Origin of the sequence: Novosphingobium sp. (genome assembly GCF_030696665.1) — a bacterium.
Lineage (GTDB): Bacteria > Pseudomonadota > Alphaproteobacteria > Sphingomonadales > Sphingomonadaceae > Novosphingobium.
The window spans coordinates 1-19,253 of sequence record NZ_JAUYRV010000025.1; the positions used below are offsets into that span (position 1 = coordinate 1).

The 19,253-nt window shown below is 61.4% G+C and carries 13 protein-coding genes; 5 read left to right on the top strand and 8 right to left on the bottom strand.

Annotated elements, in window-relative coordinates:
- A partial coding sequence (locus tag Q8R81_RS05515; RefSeq protein WP_305616440.1) for a type I secretion C-terminal target domain-containing protein occupies window positions 1-5,519 on the bottom strand: 5,519 nt, incomplete at its 3' end.
- A 653-nt stretch (window positions 5,520-6,172) separates the two neighbouring features.
- On the opposite strand from Q8R81_RS05515, the gene Q8R81_RS05520 reads away from it, so the two are divergent.
- The 3 genes from Q8R81_RS05520 to Q8R81_RS05530 are packed head-to-tail and all read left to right on the top strand — an operon-like array spanning window position 6,173 to window position 10,749.
- A complete protein-coding gene (locus Q8R81_RS05520; RefSeq protein ID WP_305616441.1) occupies window positions 6,173-7,900 on the top strand; it encodes a type I secretion system permease/ATPase in 1,728 nt (575 codons plus the stop codon).
- A gap of 1 nt (window position 7,901) precedes the next feature.
- The gene (locus Q8R81_RS05525; protein WP_305616442.1) at window positions 7,902-9,236 is read left to right on the top strand and encodes an HlyD family type I secretion periplasmic adaptor subunit; all 1,335 of its coding nucleotides are present in this window, start codon (window positions 7,902-7,904) and stop codon (window positions 9,234-9,236) included.
- Entirely contained in the window at window positions 9,229-10,749 is a 1,521-nt protein-coding gene (locus Q8R81_RS05530) for a TolC family protein (protein WP_305616443.1), read from the top strand. The genes Q8R81_RS05525 and Q8R81_RS05530 overlap by 8 nt, the downstream gene beginning before the upstream one ends.
- Here Q8R81_RS05530 and Q8R81_RS05535 read toward each other — a convergent pair.
- The 6 genes from Q8R81_RS05535 to Q8R81_RS05560 all read right to left on the bottom strand — a co-directional run bounded on the left by Q8R81_RS05535 (window position 10,740) and on the right by Q8R81_RS05560 (window position 15,546).
- A complete protein-coding gene (locus tag Q8R81_RS05535) occupies window positions 10,740-11,951 on the bottom strand; it encodes a cytochrome P450 (protein WP_305616444.1) in 1,212 nt (403 codons plus the stop codon). The two genes, Q8R81_RS05530 and Q8R81_RS05535, sit on opposite strands and share 10 nt — an antisense overlap.
- Before the next feature lie 62 nt (window positions 11,952-12,013).
- A complete protein-coding gene (gene queA, locus Q8R81_RS05540; RefSeq protein WP_305616445.1) occupies window positions 12,014-13,042 on the bottom strand; it encodes a tRNA preQ1(34) S-adenosylmethionine ribosyltransferase-isomerase QueA in 1,029 nt (342 codons plus the stop codon).
- Window positions 13,043-13,098: 56 nt separating this feature from the next.
- Window positions 13,099-13,779 (bottom strand): peptidylprolyl isomerase, encoded by a 681-nt coding sequence (locus Q8R81_RS05545; RefSeq protein ID WP_305616446.1) that lies wholly within the window; start codon window positions 13,777-13,779, stop codon window positions 13,099-13,101.
- Window positions 13,780-13,871: 92 nt separating this feature from the next.
- A complete protein-coding gene (gene coaD / locus Q8R81_RS05550) occupies window positions 13,872-14,384 on the bottom strand; it encodes a pantetheine-phosphate adenylyltransferase (protein ID WP_305616447.1) in 513 nt (170 codons plus the stop codon).
- On the bottom strand, window positions 14,384-15,283 hold the full coding sequence (locus tag Q8R81_RS05555) for a polyprenyl synthetase family protein (protein WP_305616448.1): 900 nt from the start codon (window positions 15,281-15,283) through the stop codon (window positions 14,384-14,386). The genes coaD and Q8R81_RS05555 overlap by 1 nt, the downstream gene beginning before the upstream one ends.
- A gap of 11 nt (window positions 15,284-15,294) precedes the next feature.
- Window positions 15,295-15,546: an exodeoxyribonuclease VII small subunit gene (locus Q8R81_RS05560; RefSeq protein WP_305616449.1), complete on the bottom strand. Its 252-nt coding sequence runs from the start codon at window positions 15,544-15,546 to the stop codon at window positions 15,295-15,297.
- Between the two features lie 87 nt (window positions 15,547-15,633).
- On the opposite strand from Q8R81_RS05560, the gene Q8R81_RS05565 reads away from it, so the two are divergent.
- Both Q8R81_RS05565 and purL read left to right on the top strand, forming a co-directional pair.
- Window positions 15,634-16,032 carry a DUF2177 family protein gene (locus tag Q8R81_RS05565; protein ID WP_305616450.1) on the top strand — a complete coding sequence of 133 codons (399 nt, stop codon included), beginning with the start codon at window positions 15,634-15,636 and terminating at the stop codon, window positions 16,030-16,032.
- Between the two features lie 39 nt (window positions 16,033-16,071).
- The gene (gene purL / locus Q8R81_RS05570; protein ID WP_305616451.1) at window positions 16,072-18,255 is read left to right on the top strand and encodes a phosphoribosylformylglycinamidine synthase subunit PurL; all 2,184 of its coding nucleotides are present in this window, start codon (window positions 16,072-16,074) and stop codon (window positions 18,253-18,255) included.
- Between the two features lie 118 nt (window positions 18,256-18,373).
- On the opposite strand, the gene Q8R81_RS05575 is transcribed toward purL, so the two are convergent.
- Complete coding sequence (locus Q8R81_RS05575; RefSeq protein WP_305616463.1) at window positions 18,374-19,189, bottom strand: Coq4 family protein; 816 nt, start codon at window positions 19,187-19,189, stop codon at window positions 18,374-18,376.
- Window positions 19,190-19,253: the final 64 nt, after the last annotated feature.

A 19,253-nucleotide genomic window follows, 5' to 3' on the forward strand; every position in this document is an offset into this window, starting at 1 on the left:
GGCGTGCCGTTCAGGGTATTGCCGGTTTCGCCGTCGTTGATGATGATGCCTGCCCCGTCAGGCGAATAGCCTTGCGTGAAATTGTCGCGGGTCAGATCCTCGGGCGCTACGCCTTCCAGACGCAGGATCGTGAAGAAGTTCGCGTCTGAGCCAGCTGCTCCGTCCTGATCGTACTGGACGAGCGTGTCCGCACCGTCTGCCACAAGGCGGATGTGCCCGGTGACGAAGGGATTGCGGTTGGATGGCAGGTTCGAGAAAGAAACTGACGAGAAATCAAGCAGATCGCCGCCCGGGCCAGTCTGGAAATCGGTGACCGCATCCACGGCATAGCTGGTGGACAGGTACGTGAAGACGTAAGTGTCGCGCCCTTCGCCGCCGGTTACAGTGGTGAACCCTGCGCCCGCGCTGACGTCGCGGATCTGGTCGTCGCCTGCACCGCCATCGACGGTGTCGGTGCCGTAGTCTGCCCCGCCGTAGCTGAGGTAGATGACGTCATCACCGCCCCCGCCAGAGACTTCATCGTCTCCGCCGCCGCCGTAATAGTTCTCCAGCGTGTCGGCTCCTTCGCCGCCGCGGACCACGTCATTGCCTTCGCCGCCACGAATGTCGTCGGCTGCCGCGCCACCATCGATGGTGTCGTTGCCTGCTTCGCCGTAGAGGTAGCCGGTATCGCTGCCACCGATGATCGTGTCAGCGCCCGATCCGCCATAGACTGTGTCGATGCCTGCGCCGGCATCAATCTGATCTCCCCCGCCAGCGCCATAGATAACGTCGTTCCCGCCATTGCCGAGGATCGTATCGCCATCGTTAGTGCCGCTGAGCGTGTTGCCGTTTTCATCATCGTCAATGGTGACACCAAGGCCATCGGGCGACCAGTTCTGCGCCAAGTTTGCGCGAGTCAGATTCGTGGCGTCGACGCCTTCGAGCCGCATGAGCGTGACCCAGTTGCCCGAAGCGCTGGAATCGTATTCGAACAGCGTATCGGCACCGTCCTGCACGAAACGCAGGTAGCCGTTGGTGAACGGGCTTTCGTCACCAGTAAGCCCGCTGAAAGAAAGCGCGCCAAAGTCGATCCGGTCTCCGCCTTCACCCGCTACAAAGTCTGTCACGACGTCGGCGCTGGAGCCGCTGCCCGGCATGCCGACTTGATAAGTGTCGATGTCTTCACCGCCGGTCAGCGTGGCAATTCCTGAGCCGACGCCCACTTGCACGAACGTATCCGCGCCTGCGCCGCCATCGACCTGATCGGTGCCGCTGTCGTTGCTGGTGCTTGAAGCATAGGCGCGCAGAACGATGGTATCGTTACCCTCGCCAGCTTCGACCACGTCGCTGCCGCTGTCTCCGCCGCCATAGTAGGCGTGATCGAGGAAGATCGAGTCATTGCCTGCGCCGCCATAGATGGTGTCGCCGCCATCTGCTCCACCGCCCGAATTGGAGCCGCCGATCAGCGTGTCATCGCCATCACCGCCGGTGATCGTGTCGCTGCCAGCACCGCCTTCGACATAGTCGCCCGTCGCTCCGGCTTCGATCTGGTCGTCGCCGCCTTCGCCGTAGATCTCGTCATAGGCGTCGCTGCCTGTGACCGCGTCATTGCCTTCACCGCCGTAAGTCCGCGCACCGTCTTCTCCGGCGAGGACAGTGTCGGCACCGCTGCCGCCATAGAGGTAGTCGAAGCCGGCGCCACCGTCGATCTGATCAGGGCCGTTTCCGCCATAGATGGTGTCTCCACCACCAAGACCGCTGATCGTATCGCCTGCTGCGCCACCGTAGAGTTCGTCGCTGTTTTCGGTTCCGACGACGTTCAGTGATTCATCCGCGGCAGGATCGAAGCCGCCGAAGTTCTCGGGCACGAAATCGCCGACCAAACGGTTCTGGAAACGCACCAGTTCGACAAAGCCGTAATCAGTGCCGTCTCCGCCATCAAAGTCGCCCATAATGACGACGTCGTCACCCTGCTGCTCAAGGCGCAGATGCCCGGTTGCGAAGGGGTTCGAGCCGCTTTCGTAGTTTGGCGGATATCCGAAATTGGTCAGATCAAAGATGTCGGCTTCCGGGCCGGTGGCAAAATCGGTGACCACGACCACGCCCGGCGCATTCGAATAACCGAAGCCACGATATTGATACGTGTCAGCACCTTCGCCGCCGGTATATGTGCGCGATTGCGCTGAATAGCCGACTTGCTCGAAGACATCGTTACCATCGCCGCCATCGACTATCCCGCTACCTCCGGAAGTGCGAATAGTGTCGTTACCCGCGCCGCCATAGACGTCTACCCAGCCGCCATAGACCTGAAGGTTATCGTTGCCATCGCCGCCAAGTACCGTGCCGGTCTCATCGCCAACTGCTGCAAACGCCGAGATAGCAGCTTCCGTGCCACCGCCGCCGTAGTATGGTGCGTAGTAGTTGACGTTGTCATTTCCGGCGCCACCATCGACGGTCGACACGCCATTTTCCGACGAAAGATAATCGTCCCCGTCGCCGCCGTAGAACGCGTTGGTGCCGTTGTAGTCGTAGAGACTGTCGTTACCCTCGCCGCCATAAAGCGCGTCATGGCCCTCACCGCCATAAAGCGAGTCGCTGCCCGTGCCGCCGTAGAGCGTGTCACTCCCGTCGCCGCCTTCAAGATAATCATTGCCATCGCCACTGGTCGGCAGGCCAATCACTATGCCATCGCGGATCTGGAACGCCCAGACGCCCGGCTGGCCAATGTTGCCATTGGTGACATGGAGACCAGTGTTTATCGGCAGCGAATAGGTGGTGCCGCCAAAGGTGATAGAGGGATTGCCGAGCGAGAAACCCTGCGCTTCATACCGCAGGACAACATCGAAATCGCCGCCGCCAAGCGCAGTGATCTGCGCCTGCGCTGCAACCGGCACAGTGCCGTATGAATAGCGCCCGACATCGTCCCAAGTCACGCTGATCGTGTTGCTGGCACTGTCGAAGTCATACCAGACGAGGTTGCTGCCGGTGCTGTTGCCTCCGGGACTGGCGGTAACGCCGGTTGAACGCGTATCGAGATCGGCGGGGAGCAGGTAGATCGTCAGCGCATTGAACGTGACCGACCCGTTGTTGCTCAGCCCAAAACCGCTGAGGGTGTTTCCTTCAACAATCCAGTCGGTCGCGTCAAACTCGGCAGGAAATTCGAGGAAGAAGCTGCCGTCGTCGTTGCGCCCCACGGTTGCTTCGCCAAAGCCGGAGGTGCCGCCCAGACCATTGACCAGCGCATTGTTCAGCGTGCCGAAATAGCCCGTAAGATCGGCAGGCAAAGGCGAGACGTAGACGCCTTCGTCACCACCGTGGATGATGTCGTTACCAATGCCACCATAGAGGTTGTCGTCGCCCAGCCCGCCTTCGATGAAGTCTGCGGCTATCCCGCCGTCCACATAGTCGTCACCCGCCAGCGCCTCGATGGAGTCCGGACCGAACCCGCCGTAGAGGGACTCACTCTCATTCGTGCCGGTAAGGGTCTGCGGCTCGCCCACCAGCGGGAAGCCGAGGTCGATGTTCGCAGCAGTAAGGCTTTCAGCATCAACGTTCTGCAGGCGCACCAGATCAAGGTAGCCATACATGCGGATCAGGGTATCCGCCCCGTCCTGCACGGCCTGAAGCGTGCCGCTTTCAAACGGATTGCTGCCGCTTGAGAAATAGCCCTGATCCAGCAAGCGGGCGAGGCCGATCACGTCCTCGTTCACATCAAAATCGGTGACAATGTCGACGACGCTGCCGTCGCTGTTGTATTCAAGATAGTAAATGTCGGCACCTGCGCCGCCGGTCATTGTATCGACTTCACCATCCTGAAAATCGCCACGATCATTCGGGTGGCGGTAATTGTCTGCGTTATCATCGCCCACAACGCTCACCGGCTTGTTTACGCGCAGTTCCAGATTGGATGCCGGGCTGTCGCCAAACACATCGTTGCCATCGCCGCCGAACAGTTGGTCTGCGCCCTCACCGCCGTCGATCAGATCGTCGCCTGCTTCGCCGTTCAGAACATCGGCACCCCAATCGCCAAACACGCGATCGGCACCGCCGCCGCCGCTGATGACATCGGTTTCACCTGTCCCGAAGAGGTAGTCGTCGCCTTCACCACCGTTCGAGGACGTTGAAAAGCCGACGCCGTTGCGCGCCAGAGCAGGGCTGAGATTGTCAAACTGCCAGGTATTCAGATCAACATTGGAAAGGCGCAGCATGGTCTGCCACCCCGAACCTGAGCCGCTGGAATCAACCTGCAGCAGAACATCCGCATCGTCCTGCACCAGTTGCATGTGCCCGGACTGGAACGGGTTGCTGCCGTAGGAATAGCCGGACAGATAACCCGAAGCGAGGAAGTTGCGGATATCGATAGTGTCACGGCCGGTGCCGGTATCTTCCGTCTGGAAATCGGTGATGACATCCTCAACACCGCTGAATCCATAGTTCAGAACATAAGTGTCATAACCTTCACCGCCGGTCATCGTGTCCGCGGCGCTATTGCTGATCTGCTGCAAAAAGGTATCTGCGCCCTCACCGCCAAACCAGTCGATGCCGTTGCTGCCGCCGCTGTAGAGCGTGTCATTTCCGGCATCACCGTGGACCTGTGATCCGGCTGAATTGGCTTCGATCCGGTCATCATCATCGCCGCCATAGATCGCATCCGGACCGCCTTCGGAATAGTCATAAGCGTAAATGACATCGCGCCCGGAACCGCCATAGACCGTGTCTTCGCCGGTCCCTGTATCGATCTGATCGTCACCGTCTTCGCCTGACAGCGTATCGTTGCCGTCCCCGCCTGACAGGTAATCATGGCCAGCGCCTGCGGCGATCACATCATTCCCATTGTCACCGTAAAGATTGTCGCCCTGCCCCGCGAGCGGGTTGCCGTAGATATCGAAGGATGGCTCCACGACTCCATCCGATCCGGTGATCTGATCATTGCCATCGCCGCCATAAATATCGTCGAAGCCGCCCCCTCCGATGAGCGTATCATCGCCCCCATCGCCCGAGAGCACTTCACGCTGGACCGACACGTAACCGCTTTCATCCACCGTGATGACTTCTGCAGCCGAACCGGTGATGGTGTCGTTGCCTTCGCCGCCATAGGCGTTGCCAATCCCGGTCGATGCCACAGCGGAAATCGTATCGTCGCCGCCCTGCCCGGTGGCGTAATAGTTTGCACTGGCGATGATCTGCATTTCGTTGGCAAGTTCATTGCCTCCGACATTGGCAACCGTGCCGCCATTGATGGTCACGTTCTCGACGTTTTCAGGCAGGTAGTATTCAAAGCCTTCTGAAGCGCCATTCCCGGCAATTACGGTGTCGGTGCCTTCATCCACCGCCTCGATCACCTGATCGTTCAGATCATCGACGATGTAGGTATCGTTGCCTGAACCACCGCTCATGACGTCTGCGCCGGGGCCACCATCCAACTGGTCATCGCCGCCAAGGCCGTTCAGCGCGTCATTGCCTTCCAATCCTTCGATCAGTTCGGCATCTTCCGTGCCGTTCAGGATGTCGTCGTTGTTGGTGCCCAGAACGTCCATGACCAGATCTCCATTCCATCATGACGGAAGAGATCAGCACGGTTGCCAGTTGGTTGCCTGTAGTGCTTGCGCGGGGCGCGGAAAGGTCCGCACCATATTGCCTCTGAGCGAGAGTCAGCACCCGTTGAACGACTGGCAACCCTACTGGCTCTTTATGCAGGACGTTAACCACGTCCCGCCCGCCTTACGTATCAATCCATATTCGAGCGATCTCTCGCTTGCAAGCGGTCAGCAACACACCCGCAAGGATTACGCCACTTGTCATCTTTATAACAAGGGACCGCTGTGATCGATGTGCAAGTCAAGGTGAGCGCACAATCGCTTCCGTTCAGACGTTCTTGTCAACCACCGTGCAATTTCAAATAGAAATGCCGAATTTCAACTGCTTCGGTCCACCACGTGGGCATGCCAATGTCAGGCACGATAGCGTTGCCGGACGCATGCAGCACTGCTGGAAATCCGAAAAGTTCCGGTTTGAAGCCCAAGCTATACCTTGGCAACAAACCTCAATCCAGACTAGCACAAGGTTGGGGACACCACACGAATCGAACCGATTCTGGCCGCGTTTCGGGCAGGGACGATTCGGGAGTGGCTTTATCCTCGGCGCTTTATCGGCGTGAAACGGGGGATTTTCGGTGTTTTTTACCCGGCCAATGCGCAGCGGCGAACTTTGGGAAGCTGCCAAGGCATACAGGCGTGTATTCTTTGCGGTAATTGCAGCAAGTGCAATCCTTAACGTCCTGCTACTTGGCGGGTCGTTCTACATGATGCTGATTTACGATTCGGTCCTGCCTAGCCGCTCTGTCCCCACCCTGTTCGGTCTGCTCATTCTGCTGGCCGCCGTTTACCTTTTCCAAGGGTATTTCGAGACCCTGCGAACCGGCATGCTGGCAGACGTCGCAAACGCGCTGGACCGCCGCCTGTCGCGCCGTGTGCAGGATGCGATTTCGCAATTGCGCCTGCAGGGCAATCGCTCGCTGGGCGATGGCCTCATCCCGATGCGCGATCTGGAACAGGTGCGCGCATTCCTTTCGGGCGGCATCGCCACGCTGATCGACCTGCCGTGGATCGTGTTTTTCATCGCTGTGCTGTTTGCCCTGCATTTCTGGCTGGGGATCACCACACTGGTCGGCGCAGCAATCATCTTCTCGCTGACCATCTTCACCAACCGCACGATGCAGCAGCCGTCATCGCAAGTGGCGCAGCTTGCCGCATACCGCAACGGTGCGGCAGAGGCGAACCTTCGTCATGTCGAACTGCTTGCTGCGCTTGGCATGCGTGAACGGATGCAGGAGCGTTTCGAGGCGATCAACCAGCGCTATACCGGCACACAGAACGCCCTGAACCGCACTGCCACCGCCTTCACAGGTCTCAGCAAGATCCTTCGGCTGGCCTTGCAATCAATCATCCTCACCGTGGGCGCGCTCCTTGTCATCGATGATCGGGCCAGCGGCGGCGTGATCTTTGCCGCCTCGATCCTGTCGGGCCGCGCGCTGGCTCCGGTTGATCAAGCCATCGGCAACTGGAAGAACATGATCGCCGCGCGCAATGGCTGGCAACGTCTCACAGAGATGCTCGGCAAGGTGCCACCGCCCGCCGAAGTGGCAACTACTCTGCCCCCACCGAACCAGCGGCTTGAGGTCGAAGCCCTGTTCGTCGCCGCACCTGGCACCCAAGTCCCTATCGTCAATGGCGCGCGCTTCGCTCTTTCCGCAGGCGATGCCTGTGGCGTGATCGGGCCAAGCGGAGCTGGAAAGTCAAGCCTTGGCAAGGCTCTGGTCGGCATCTGGCCGGCGCTGCGCGGCCACGTCCGCCTTGATGGCGGTGCACTCGATCAGTGGAGTGAGGCGGCGCGCGGGCGCTTCCTTGGCTATCTTCCGCAAACCGTCGAACTGCTCGAAGGCACGGTGGCCGAGAACATCTCGCGCTTCGATCCCCGGCGCGAGAGCGATCCGCAGGGCGTGTCCGAGGCGGTGATTGCCGCTGCGCGCGCAGCCGGCGTACACGATTTGATCACCCGGCTGCCGCAGGGCTATGATACGCCCGTCGGCCCCGGCGGTGATGTGCTGCCCGGCGGCCAGCGCCAGCGCATCGGTCTTGCCCGAGCGCTCTATGGCGACCCGTTCCTCGTTGTGCTGGATGAACCAAATTCAAACCTCGATGCAGAAGGCGATGCGGCCCTGGAGCAGGCAGTGGTGTCAATCCGCGCGCGTGGCGGCATTGCCGTGATCGTGTCACACCGCCCCGGCATCGTCGAACGCACCAGCCACGCCATGATCATGCGCGATGGCCAGGTTGCGGCATTCGGGCCGACCAAGGAAGTGCTCGCCAAGTTGGTGCCCGCAAAACCCAATCCTGAACCTGCGAGAACCGGGGCCTGACATGCTACAGAGCTTATCCGCCGCCCCCGAAGCGCTGGCTGATCCGGCCTATGATCCAGAGGCTGATGTCGAACGCAAGGTTCGGTCCGTTTCGATAGCGCTGGCTGTGCTGCTGGCCATCTTCGTTCTGGCCGGGATGCTTGTTCCGATCGGCGGCGCCGTCATCACCAGCGGTCAGGTCGGTGTCGAATCCCACGTAAAACGCATTGCCCATCCCAACGGCGGGGTGATCGCTGAAATCCTTGTCCGCAACGGTCAGCACGTGCGCAAAGGCCAGGTGCTGGTACGATTTGACGACAAGGTGACCGGCGCAGACGCGCAGTTCTCAAGCCTCAGCGTAGATCAGATGCTGGCCCAGCGCGCCCGGCTTGAAGCTGAACGCCTCGGCGCGGCAAGCATCAGCTTCCCCGCCGAACTCTCAAGCGCGGCACCCATTGCTGCCAAAGCGATGGCTGACGAGGAAAAGCTGTTTCGCATTCGCCAGTCCGAACAGGCAGGCCTTGCCGCACAACTCAATGCCCGCATTGCGCAATATGGGCAGCAGATCGTCGCCCAGCGTTCGCAGATCCGCAGCCTTGAAAGGCAGTCGGTGTTGATCGAGCCGGAGCGCAAGGGCGTGCGTGAACTGTGGGAGCAGGATCTCGTCACGATCAGCCGACTCAACCAGCTTGAACGCACCGCCGCCGACATCGAAGGCAACATCGGCGCGATGCAGGCCGCCATTGCCGAGGCGCAGGCCCGCATCACCGAGGCGCGGCAGCAGATCATCCAGCTTGGCGAAACGCGCCGGTCCGAGGCTGGCACCCAGCTCGCCCAGCTCAACTCTGTGCTGAACCAGCAGCAGGTGCGCAGCGTTTCGGCGGGCGACGCGCAGGACCGCAGCCTTGTGCGCGCGCCTTATGACGGCGTGGTGGACAAGCTGGCGTTCAACACCATCGGCGGCGTGGTGCGTCCGGCAGAAGTCATCATGGAAATCGTGCCCGACAGCGACACCTTGCTGGTCGAAGCTGCCGTCGCGCCAATGGACATTGACCGCGTGCGCGATGGCCAGACCGCGCGCATCCGCTTCACCGCATTCAGCAACACTGCCACGCCCGAGATAACTGGCAAGGTCGTGTTCGTGGCAGCAGACCTCACCACCAATGCCGAGGCCCGGACAAGCTTTTACCCCGCGCGCATCGCGATCAATCAGGCCGAACTCAAGCGCTATCCCGAACTCGCACTCAAGCCGGGCATGCCCGCCGAAGTGTTCATCGAGACCGGCGACCGCATGATGATTTCCTACATCACCAAGCCTTTGCGCGATCAGTTCGCCCGAGCGTTTCGCGATGACTGATGTGCGTTTGCTGGTGTTGGGTCTTGCCGCTGCGCTGTGTGCCGCCTCCGTGGCGCAAGCGCAGGAGGAGCGCCCGGGGCGCGAAGATGCCGCGCCGCAGCCTGTGACACGGCTCGAAGAAGCGCTGGCAATGGCCTACGAAGGCAATCCCAACCTGCTTGCCCAGCGCGGTGTGCTGCGTGCTACAGACGCGCTCTACCCCGGCGCGCGCTCGGCTTATGGGCCGCAGGTCAGCCTTGAAGGGCGGCACCAGTTCGCCTGGGATCGCACGCAATTGCAGACTGGCAATTACGCTGCAATTGATGGCTTTGCCTCGACCGCCGCGCTGGTCTTCACACAGCCGCTCTTCAGCTTCGGTCGCCGCTTTGCGTCTGAGCAATCCGCACTCGCGCAGATTGATCTTGGCCGCAACCAGCTGCGCCTCTCCGAAGCGCAGACCATGTTCACGGTTATCCGCGATTACGTGTTTCTCGTGCGGGATCGCGCCGTAGCCGACATCAGCGCCGAGAACCTCGAACTGCTCGACCGCCAGCTTTCCGCGAGCGCCGCCCGGTTCAAGGTGCGCGAAGTGACCTCGACCGACCTGCAGCAAGTGGAAACGCGCGTTGCAGTTGGCCGCGCGCAACTCCTCAACGCGCAAGGTAGTGTGGGCGCAAGCCAATCACGCTTCCTGCAAAGCGTCGGCGCGTTGCCGGGCACGCTTGCCCCGCCCCCGCCGCTCGATCCCGGCGTCGCGACGCTGGATGAGGCCTATGCCATTGCCGAGGCGGAAAGCGCGCTGATCCGTGCCGCCAGCGCGCGCGAAAAAGCTTCACGCGCCGAACTCGCCGCCGCGCGGGCTGAGCAATATCCCAACGTCTCGCTGCAAAGCAGCGGCGCTTACGGCACCGTCACGCCCTATTCCAACACCCGGCGGACCACCGAACTGCGCTCTGCCATCGTCGTCGGCATCCCGTTGATCGACGGCGGCAATCGCCGCGCCCGGATCGAAGGAGCAGAGCAGGCCAACGATGCGGACTGGCGATTGCTTGATGCAGCCCTGCGCGATACGCGGCAATCCGTGGCTGAGGCATGGAACAACTGGCGCGCAGCCGGGCAATCTGTCGAACATTTCGGCACGGCCGCAGAGGCCGCGCGCAAGGCCTATGACGGCGCGGTCATTCAGGAAAAGGCCGGTGCGCGCACCACGCTTGATGTCCTCGATCTGGCGCGCGACTTGCTCAATGTGCGCACCAGCTATGTCGGCGCGATGGCGAACGAATATGTGGCCCGCGCGTCGCTGCTGGCCGCAATGGGCCGTCTTGAAGCCCCGCTGCTGCTGCCGGACGTGCGGCGCTATGATCCCGAGAACAACTTCCGCAACCAGCGCTGGCGTGGGGACGTGCCGCTGATCACCACGATCCTTTCGGGAATCGATTCCATCCCGGTGCGCGATCTGGAAACCGACCGCGTTTATCGCGACGCCGCCGCCAACCTGCGCAGCGGCAGCACGGTGCCCGCCGGTCAGCCCTGACCCTGCCAGACCAGCGGCAGCGCGGTGCAGGCCCCCACGTTGCCGCCTTTCATCGTTACCGGCCTGTCGGGCGCGAGCTTGAAATCAGGCATCCCGCCCAGCCATTCCCGCAGAAACACGATCACTTCCATCCGTGCCAGTCCGGCGCCGACACAGCGATGCGCGCCCACGCCCATCGTGGTGTGGCGGATCGGTGTGAGCCCGCGATCAAACCGCACCTCCTCAGGCGCTTCGAAGCTGGCGGGATCGAGGTTGTGCAACACGCTCGGCAGATAGACGAGGTCACCCTCGCGGATCGTCACGCCATCAATCTCGACATCCGTCACGGCATTGCGGCTCACCGCCACCGTCGGATAGCGCCGCATCAATTCATCGGCAGCATCGGGGATGAGTTCGGGCCGCTCGCGCAGCAGGCGTTGGTCCCGCGGATGACGCGCCAGATGCAGCGCGACCATGCCGATCATCGCTGCCACCGTATCAAGCCCGCCGAACAGCAGGTTGCGACACATTCGCCGCGCCTCATCTACCGTCCACGCGCGCCCGTTCACCGGTTCTGAAAGGATACGGCTGAACAGGTCATCCCCCGGCGTGGCCATACGCTTTTGAATGAATGGCCAAAGGTAGTCATCTGCCGCCTGTTTGAGTTGCTCGACGGTCATCGAACCATCGGGCTTGGTCAATTGCACACCCAGCTTGCGCAGCGCGGGACGATCTTCAAGCGGCACGTCGATCAGCGTCAGGAAGATGTTGAGCGGCAGGATTTCTGCAAAATCGGCAACAAATTCGCATTCACCGCGCGGGCGCAAGCCATCGATGAGTTCGCGCGCAACCGCCTGCACTTTCGGCTCCAGCGCAACGATGAAGCGCGCGCCAAAGCCCTTCATCACTTGCGAGCGGAAGGCCTTGTGCTCGGCCCCGTCCTGCTGCAGCGGAATGAACTGCATAACCTCACCCAGCCCGGGCGTTACGGCGAGGCATTCGCTGGAAAGGCGTGCGACATCGGCCCACAAGGTGCGCACCACATCGCCGCGCGCGGCAATCCAGTGCCCGCCATTGGCCGTGGTCCACACCAGCGCCGGCCCGCCCAGCAGGCTTTTCCACGCCGCAAAGTAATCTTCTTCCACGCCCGGCGGATTGAAGAGGTCGAAATCGACCACGCGGTCCACCGGAACATGCGCCGGAATCTCGACTGTGCTTATCATTGCCCGCTCCCAATCTGTTTGATTGGCAGGCTACGCGTGTGAGAGCTTTGGAAAACTGCGCTTTATGGCAGGAGCAGGCTCGAATCCCCGTAACTGTAGAACCGATATCCTTGCGCAATGGCATGGGCATAGACCGCCTGCATCCGGTCGCGTCCCATCAGCGCGCTGACCAGCATGAACAGCGTGGATTTGGGCAGGTGGAAGTTGGTCATCAGGCCATCGATGGCGCGGAATGTGTAGCCCGGCGTGATGAAGATGGCCGTGTCACCCGCGAACGGGCGGATGACCTTGTCCTCGCCCGTTGCACTCTCCAGCAGGCGCAGCGATGTGGTGCCAACCGCGATCACACGATTGCCCGCGGCGCGGGCGGCATTAAGCCGATCCGCAGTGGCGGCATCGATGGTGCCCCACTCGGCATGCATCTGGTGGTCCTGTGTATCCTCGACCTTGACCGGCAGGAAAGTGCCCGCACCCACATGCAAGGTAAGCGTTTCGCTATGCACACCAGCGGCGGCAAGCGCCTCCAGCAGACGCGGCGTGAAATGCAGTGCGGCCGTCGGTGCGGCAACGGCGCCGTCCTTGGCCGCAAACATCGTCTGATAATCTTCGCGGTCCTGCGCGTCTGTTGGTCGTTTGCCCGCAATGTAGGGCGGAAGCGGCATCTGCCCCGCGCGTTCAAGCAGAACCTCAACCGGCTCGTCACCCGGAAAGAATAGGGTCCAGCTACCATCCGGGAATCGGCTTTCGGCCTGCGCTGTAACACCTGCGCCGAACTGAATTGCATCGCCTTCCCGCAGGCGCTTCCCGTTGCGCACAAAGGCCTGCCAACGGCGCAAATCGATCCGTTTGTGCAGGGTCGCGCCGATACGCGCTTCTCCGCGTTGCCCTTCAAGCTGCGCCGGGATCACGCGGGTATCGTTGAACACCAGCACATCGCCGGGGTTCAACAGTGATGGCAGGTCCAGCACACCCAAGTCACGGAATGGGCCATCTCGCCCCGCGCTGAGCAGGCGCGCGGAATCGCGCGGACGCGCCGGGCGCAGCGCGATGTTCTCAGTGGGAAGTTCGAAATCGAAGAGGTCGACACGCATGCGCGCGCCCTAGCCGCAACCTACCGCCAACGCGACCCCACTCGGCGCAACCAAGATCAGTTTGACGAAGAATTGCTCAGCATATCGGCGGAGAAGGTCTTCACTTCCTTCTGCGGCGTTATCACCGGGACCGGCTTGTTGTCCGCCGCGATTGACGCCTGCACCACCTTCGTCGGGTTCGCAGGCGGTTCGCCACGCGTGATCGAATCGACGATGTCCATGCCCGCGATCACGCGGCCAAAGTTCGTGTATTTGTGGTCCAGCGCAAAGCGCGGATAGAACACGATAAAGAACTGGCTGTTGGCGGTGTTCGGCTCATTCGTGCGTGCCATTGAAACCGTGCCGCGCAGATGGGGCACCGAATTGAATTCAGCGGTAAGATCGGGAAGAGGCGATCCGCCCTGCCCTGTGCCCGTAGGGTCACCGGTTTGCGCCATGAAGCCATCGATCACGCGATGGAAGATCACACCGTCATAAAAGCCTTGGCGAACCAGCGTCTTGATCCGCTCAATATGGGCAGGTGCCCATTCCGGCATCAAGCGAATGGCCACGCGCCCGCCGTTTGAGAGATCGAGATAAAGGATATTCTCGCGATCAACGCTCTGGTCAGTATTGACCACGTAGTTGACCGGCTTGGGCGCGGATTGCGCAGCCTCGTCCTTCTTGTCCTGAGCCAGAACCGGGGAAGCCGTCAGGGCAGCGCCAAGCGCAAGTGCGGTGAGAAAGCGCGAAACCATGAAAACGTTGAACTCCGGATTGCGTGAAGCGCCGATAGGCTGCCCGCGCTGTCGCTGCAATGAACGATTGCCGATTGTTTCTGGCAGAACGCTCAATAATCGCCGAGCCGGCCCATCTGATCGACCCGCGCAACCACCTCGTTGCGAATCGTCGGCGTTACGAAATCGGCAATTTCGCCTCCGAACAGCGCGATTTCCTTGACCAGCTTCGATGCGATGGGCTGCAGGCTGACATCGGCCATGAGGAACACCGTCTCGATCTCATTATCGAGCTTTTGGTTCATACCAGCCATCTGATACTCATACTCGAAATCGGCCACGGCGCGAAGACCACGCACGATCACGCTGGCCCCTTGCGCCCGCGCAAATTTCATCAGCAGGGCATTGAAGCCGACCACTTCGACATTCTCGATGCCCTGTTCAGCCACTTCACGCACGACCATGTCCATGCGCTCTTCAGATGTGAACATCGGGTTTTTCGACATGTTGGTCGTCACCCCGATAATCAGCCGGTCCACCAGCTTTGCACCGCGCCGGATGATGTCGAGATGCCCCAGCGTAATTGGGTCGAACGTACCGGGATAAACGCCAATGCGCTGCGCCATCAGTGATTCCTCTCCACGATGAAGCGCGCCAGTTCGCGCAGCAGATCGGCCTCGGGACCGTAGCTGGACAAATGCTGTATCGCCTGATCAACCAGTGCGCGCGCCTGATCGCGCGCCCGTTCCGGTCCCAGCAGCGACAGGAAAGTCTCCTTGCCCTGACGCTCGTCCTTGCGGAGCGCCTTGCCCGCGGCAGCCTCGTCTCCTTCGGCATCCAGCAGGTCGTCTGCAATCTGGAAGGCAAGGCCGATGTCGCGCGCATAGCCGCGCAGATGCGCGCGGCCCTCCAGCGCAACCTTGCCAAGGATCGCGCCCATTTCCACCGAGGCAGAAAGCAGTGCGCCGGTCTTCAACTGCTGCAACCGGGTTACCGTCTGCAGATCGAAACTCGATGTCTCGGCCACAATGTCCATCATCTGCCCGCCGCACATGCCGTTAAGACCGCTGGCGGTGGCCAGCGTGCGGATCAGTTCGATGCGGGTGAAGGGATCGCCGATATTGGCAGGGTCGGACAACACTTCGAACGCAAAGTCGTGCAGGGCATCACCGGCCAACACTGCCGCTGCATCATCGAATGCAAGATGCACCGTTGCCTTGCCATGGCGCAGTGCGTCGTTGTCCATGCATGGCAGATCGTCGTGGATCAGCGAATAGACGTGGATCGCCTCAATCGCCGTGCCCACCCGCACCGCCGCTTCGCGCGAAACGCCGAACATCGATGCCGTGGCGCAGACCAGCAGCGGTCGTACCCGTTTGCCGCCGCCAATGGTGGCATAGCGCATCGCTTCGACCAACCGGTCGCGCGGGTCACCCGGCACGGGCAGCAGCAGATCGAAGCTTTTGTCGATATCCTCGGCAATCGCTTGCAGCGCAGGCTTCAGCAGACCGGTCTCAGTCGCCATCTGCGCCTCGCTCAACCTTGAGTTTCGTCAAATTGGCGCAAGGCCTGCGGCTTGCCATCGCGGTCAGCCACAATCGCCTCGATTCGCGCCTGCGCGGAATCAAGCCGCGCTTGGCAGTGCGCCCGCAGCGCATCACCGCGCGCATAAAGGTCGATCGATTCATCCAGCGGCGCATCGCCGCTTTCGAGCCGCCTGACGACGTTTTCGAGTTCTTTCAGCGCTTCCTCGAAGCTCAGGCTCGCAATATCAGGTCCGGTTCCCATTGAGGCAGCATTGACGGCGCGCAGGGGCGTGGTCAAGCTTCGATGAACGACAATCGAAGCAGTTCTGCATCAGGAGAGTTGGCGCCCATGCAATATGTTATCGCCTATATCGGTGCTGCCGTGGTGTTTGGCGCGCTTGATGCCGTGTGGCTCGGCTGGGCCGGGTCGAAGCTCTATCGCCCGGCGCTAGGCAACCTGCTGGCTGACCAGTTTCGCCTCGCCCCGGCGCTGGTGTTCTATGTTTTGTATCTTGCAGGCATAATGTGGTTCGCGGTGCGCCCCGGCCTCACGCAGGGCCTTGGTGCCGCCGCGCTCAACGGCGCGATTCTCGGCGCGATGTGCTATATGACCTATGACCTCACCAGTCAGGCCGTGCTGGCGCGCTGGCCCGTTCACGTGACGGTGATCGATGTCATCTGGGGGACCTTCGCCACGACCGTCGCCGCCACGGCCGCAACATGGATTGCCCTCAAGTTTGCAGGTTAAGACTAGCCCTTTGGCGCGCGCATCGCTAAGGCGCGCGCCATGTCCGAGATCACCGCAGATGTCGTCGCCGCCCACGGCCTGTCCGAAGAAGAATACCAGCGCGTCCTGAACGCGCTTGGTCGTGAACCGAACCTTGTCGAACTCGGCATTTTCTCGGTCATGTGGTCGGAGCATTGCTCATACAAGTCGAGCCGCATCCACCTCAAGAAGCTGCCCACCAGCGCGCCTTGGGTGATCTGTGGCCCGGGTGAGAATGCGGGCGTCATCGACATTGGCGACGGACAAGCCGCCATCTTCAAGATGGAAAGCCACAACCACCCGTCCTATATCGAACCCTATCAGGGCGCGGCCACCGGCGTTGGTGGCATCCTGCGCGATGTGTTCACGATGGGCGCACGCCCGGTGGCGAACATGAACGCGCTGCGTTTCGGTCGTCCCGATCACCCCAAGATGAAGCATCTGGTGCAAGGCGTGGTTGCTGGCATCGGCGGCTATGGCAACTGCGTCGGCGTGCCGACCGTTGGTGGCGAAACGAACTTCCACCCGGCTTATGACGGCAACATTCTGGTCAATGCGATGACCGTGGGCGTGGCCGAGCAGGACAAGATTTTCTATTCCGCCGCCACGGGCTTGGGCAATCCCATCGTCTATGTTGGCTCCAAGACCGGACGTGATGGCATCCACGGCGCAACGATGGCATCGGCCGATTTCGGCGAGGATTCCGAAGCAAAGCGCCCCACCGTGCAGGTCGGCGATCCCTTCACCGAAAAGCTGCTGATCGAAGCCTGCCTCGAACTGATGGCCACCGATGCCATCGTGGCAATTCAGGATATGGGCGCTGCGGGCCTCACCTCGTCGTCCGTTGAAATGGCCACCAACGGCAAGGCCGGGATCATCCTCGACATGGACAAGGTGCCTTGCCGTGAAGAGGGCATGACGCCTTATGAAATGATGCTCTCGGAAAGCCAGGAGCGCATGCTCATGGTGCTCAAGCCCGGCAAAGAGCCGATGGCCGAAGCGATCTTCAGGAAGTGGGAGCTGGACTTTGCGGTGATCGGCGAAGTGACCGACACCGGCCACATGGTGCTGAAATTCAAAGGCGAAACCGTATGCAACATTCCGCTCGGCCCCCTTGCTGAAGACGCCCCGCTTTATGATCGCCCTGCCCTCAGCCTTGCGGATTACAAGGCGTGGGCCAACGTCGCCCCGCTCGGCGCTGTCCCGCCGAGCGCTGACCTCGGTGCTGATCTCATCAAGCTGATCGGCTGCCCCGATCTCGCCAACCGCCGCTGGATTTTCGAGCAATACGATTCGCAGGTCGGCGCAGACACGCTGCAGAAGTCTGGCGGCGATGCTGCCGTCGTGCGGATCCACGGCACGCAAAAGGCGCTGGCGATGAGCACCGATTGTAGCCCGCGCTATTGCTATGCCGATCCCTACGAAGGCGGCAAGCAGGCCGTGGCCGAAACCTTCCGCAACATCTGCGCCGTTGGCGCGCGCCCGCTTGCCATCACCAACTGCCTGAACTTCGCCAACCCGCAGCGGCCCGAAATCATGGCCCAGATCGTCCACGCCCTCGAAGGCATGGGCGATGCCTGCCGCGCGCTCGACTACCCGATCGTTTCGGGCAACGTTTCGCTCTACAACGAATCGAAAGCCACCGGCGGCGGCTCAGCCATCCTGCCCACGCCTGCCATCGGCGGCGTCGGCTTGATGCTCGACCACGAGATCATGGCCACGATCCCGTTCAAGGCGGAAGGCGAAGCGATCTTCGTGATCGGCCAGAACAACGGCCACCTCGGCCAATCCCTCTGGCTACGTGAAATCCACGGGCGTGAGGCTGGTGAAGCCCCCAAGGTCGATCTTGCAGCAGAACGCCGCCACGGTGAATTCGTGCGCGAACTGATCGCGCAAGGCAAAGTCAGCGCCGTTCACGACGTGTCGGACGGCGGCCTGCTTGTCGCGCTTGCCGAAATGGCGATGTCCAGCGGCATTGGCTGCCAGCTTGAAGAAATCGGCGACCAGTTCACGGCGTTCGGTGAAGATCAGGGCCGCTACATCGTGACCAGCGCCGTAGCGGAAACGATACAGGCTGCAGGAATCCCGATGACCCGCATCGGCACCACGGGCGGCGATGCCGTGTCCGGCCCCGGCTTCTCGGTTCCCATCGCAACCCTGCGCGAAGCCAACGAAGCCTTCTTCCGCGATTGGATGGAAGGCTAAGCCAACCACCGCGCGCTGTGCGCCCCCGCGAAGGCGGGGGCCTCAGGCGGTTTATGCCAGCGCGCCTTAACAACCCTGAGGCCCCCGCCTTCGCGGGGGCGCAGTGCCGATTTTCAGCTTAAGCAGCCAGCTTCACCGCACCGCTCTTGCCCAGCAAATCGTAGGGATCGACGCCCCGCTCGCGCCAGATGGCATGCGCCTGCTGATAATGCACTGCAGGCGTAATGTTCAGCCGCCGCCGGACGTCCTCAAGCTGCATCGGCAGCAGTTCCGTAATCGCCTGCTCGCACAGTCGCGGGCACGCTTTGCCTAGCTTCTGCCCCTCGCGCACCGCGCGCAGCACCGGCGCGCTGCGCTTCGTTTGCTTGTTGATGTTCAGCCCCGCCATATACCCGATGAACAGGTGCGCAGGGCTTGGCTGCTGGCTGTAGGTGAACGCCAGAACGCAAGCCTCACCCAGCGCATCGCGGCCATACCCGGTCAAAACATGAAGCATATCATGCACATCGCGCATGCGGTTGAGATACCACTTGAACTGGTCCTCGAACTGCTCGAAACCGCTGGAGAGCGTAAACCGGTCGAACTCGTCAACCAACCCCTGCGCGCTCAACCCTTCGCGTTCCATGAAATCGCAATAGGCGTGCGCCAGAGAACCCTTCGGCGTCAGGCGCAGCGTGGCATGATCGTCCAGAATCGCCGGAAGACTGGGTTCCTTCATCCGCAGCGCCTGCCCGCGCTCGCTACGCAGGAAATGCTCTGCTGATGACCGCAGGTTGCGCCACGGTAGTGATTGGAAGATGTGGAACACCTCTTCGGTGTTTTCCTTGTCCTTCAGCAGGTTCTGGAAGTGATGCCATGCCTTCAGGGGCCTGAGCTTCATCTCGGGACGACGCTCATCATAGATGGGCAGGTCGGCACGGATCGTACCGGTCATGGCATTCACGGCGATTCTCCCAGACGTCTTGCGGACGGAATACTAACAGTTCTGTAAATAGATC

What these genes read in the sequence shown, in the direction of transcription:
- Q8R81_RS05565 (WP_305616450.1), top strand. Translation starts at nt 15,634, where the DNA reads ATGCAATATGTTATCGCCTATATCGGTGCTGCCGTGGTGTTTGGCGCG.
- Q8R81_RS05545 (WP_305616446.1), bottom strand. Translation starts at nt 13,779, where the DNA reads ATGGTTTCGCGCTTTCTCACCGCACTTGCGCTTGGCGCTGCCCTGACG.
- Q8R81_RS05520 (WP_305616441.1), top strand. Translation starts at nt 6,173, where the DNA reads ATGCGCAGCGGCGAACTTTGGGAAGCTGCCAAGGCATACAGGCGTGTA.
- Q8R81_RS05560 (WP_305616449.1), bottom strand. Translation starts at nt 15,546, where the DNA reads ATGGGAACCGGACCTGATATTGCGAGCCTGAGCTTCGAGGAAGCGCTG.
- Q8R81_RS05525 (WP_305616442.1), top strand. Translation starts at nt 7,902, where the DNA reads ATGCTACAGAGCTTATCCGCCGCCCCCGAAGCGCTGGCTGATCCGGCC.
- Q8R81_RS05535 (WP_305616444.1), bottom strand. Translation starts at nt 11,951, where the DNA reads ATGATAAGCACAGTCGAGATTCCGGCGCATGTTCCGGTGGACCGCGTG.
- Q8R81_RS05530 (WP_305616443.1), top strand. Translation starts at nt 9,229, where the DNA reads ATGACTGATGTGCGTTTGCTGGTGTTGGGTCTTGCCGCTGCGCTGTGT.
- Q8R81_RS05575 (WP_305616463.1), bottom strand. Translation starts at nt 19,189, where the DNA reads ATGACCGGTACGATCCGTGCCGACCTGCCCATCTATGATGAGCGTCGT.
- Q8R81_RS05555 (WP_305616448.1), bottom strand. Translation starts at nt 15,283, where the DNA reads ATGGCGACTGAGACCGGTCTGCTGAAGCCTGCGCTGCAAGCGATTGCC.
- purL (WP_305616451.1), top strand. Translation starts at nt 16,072, where the DNA reads ATGTCCGAGATCACCGCAGATGTCGTCGCCGCCCACGGCCTGTCCGAA.
- coaD (WP_305616447.1), bottom strand. Translation starts at nt 14,384, where the DNA reads ATGGCGCAGCGCATTGGCGTTTATCCCGGTACGTTCGACCCAATTACG.
- queA (WP_305616445.1), bottom strand. Translation starts at nt 13,042, where the DNA reads ATGCGTGTCGACCTCTTCGATTTCGAACTTCCCACTGAGAACATCGCG.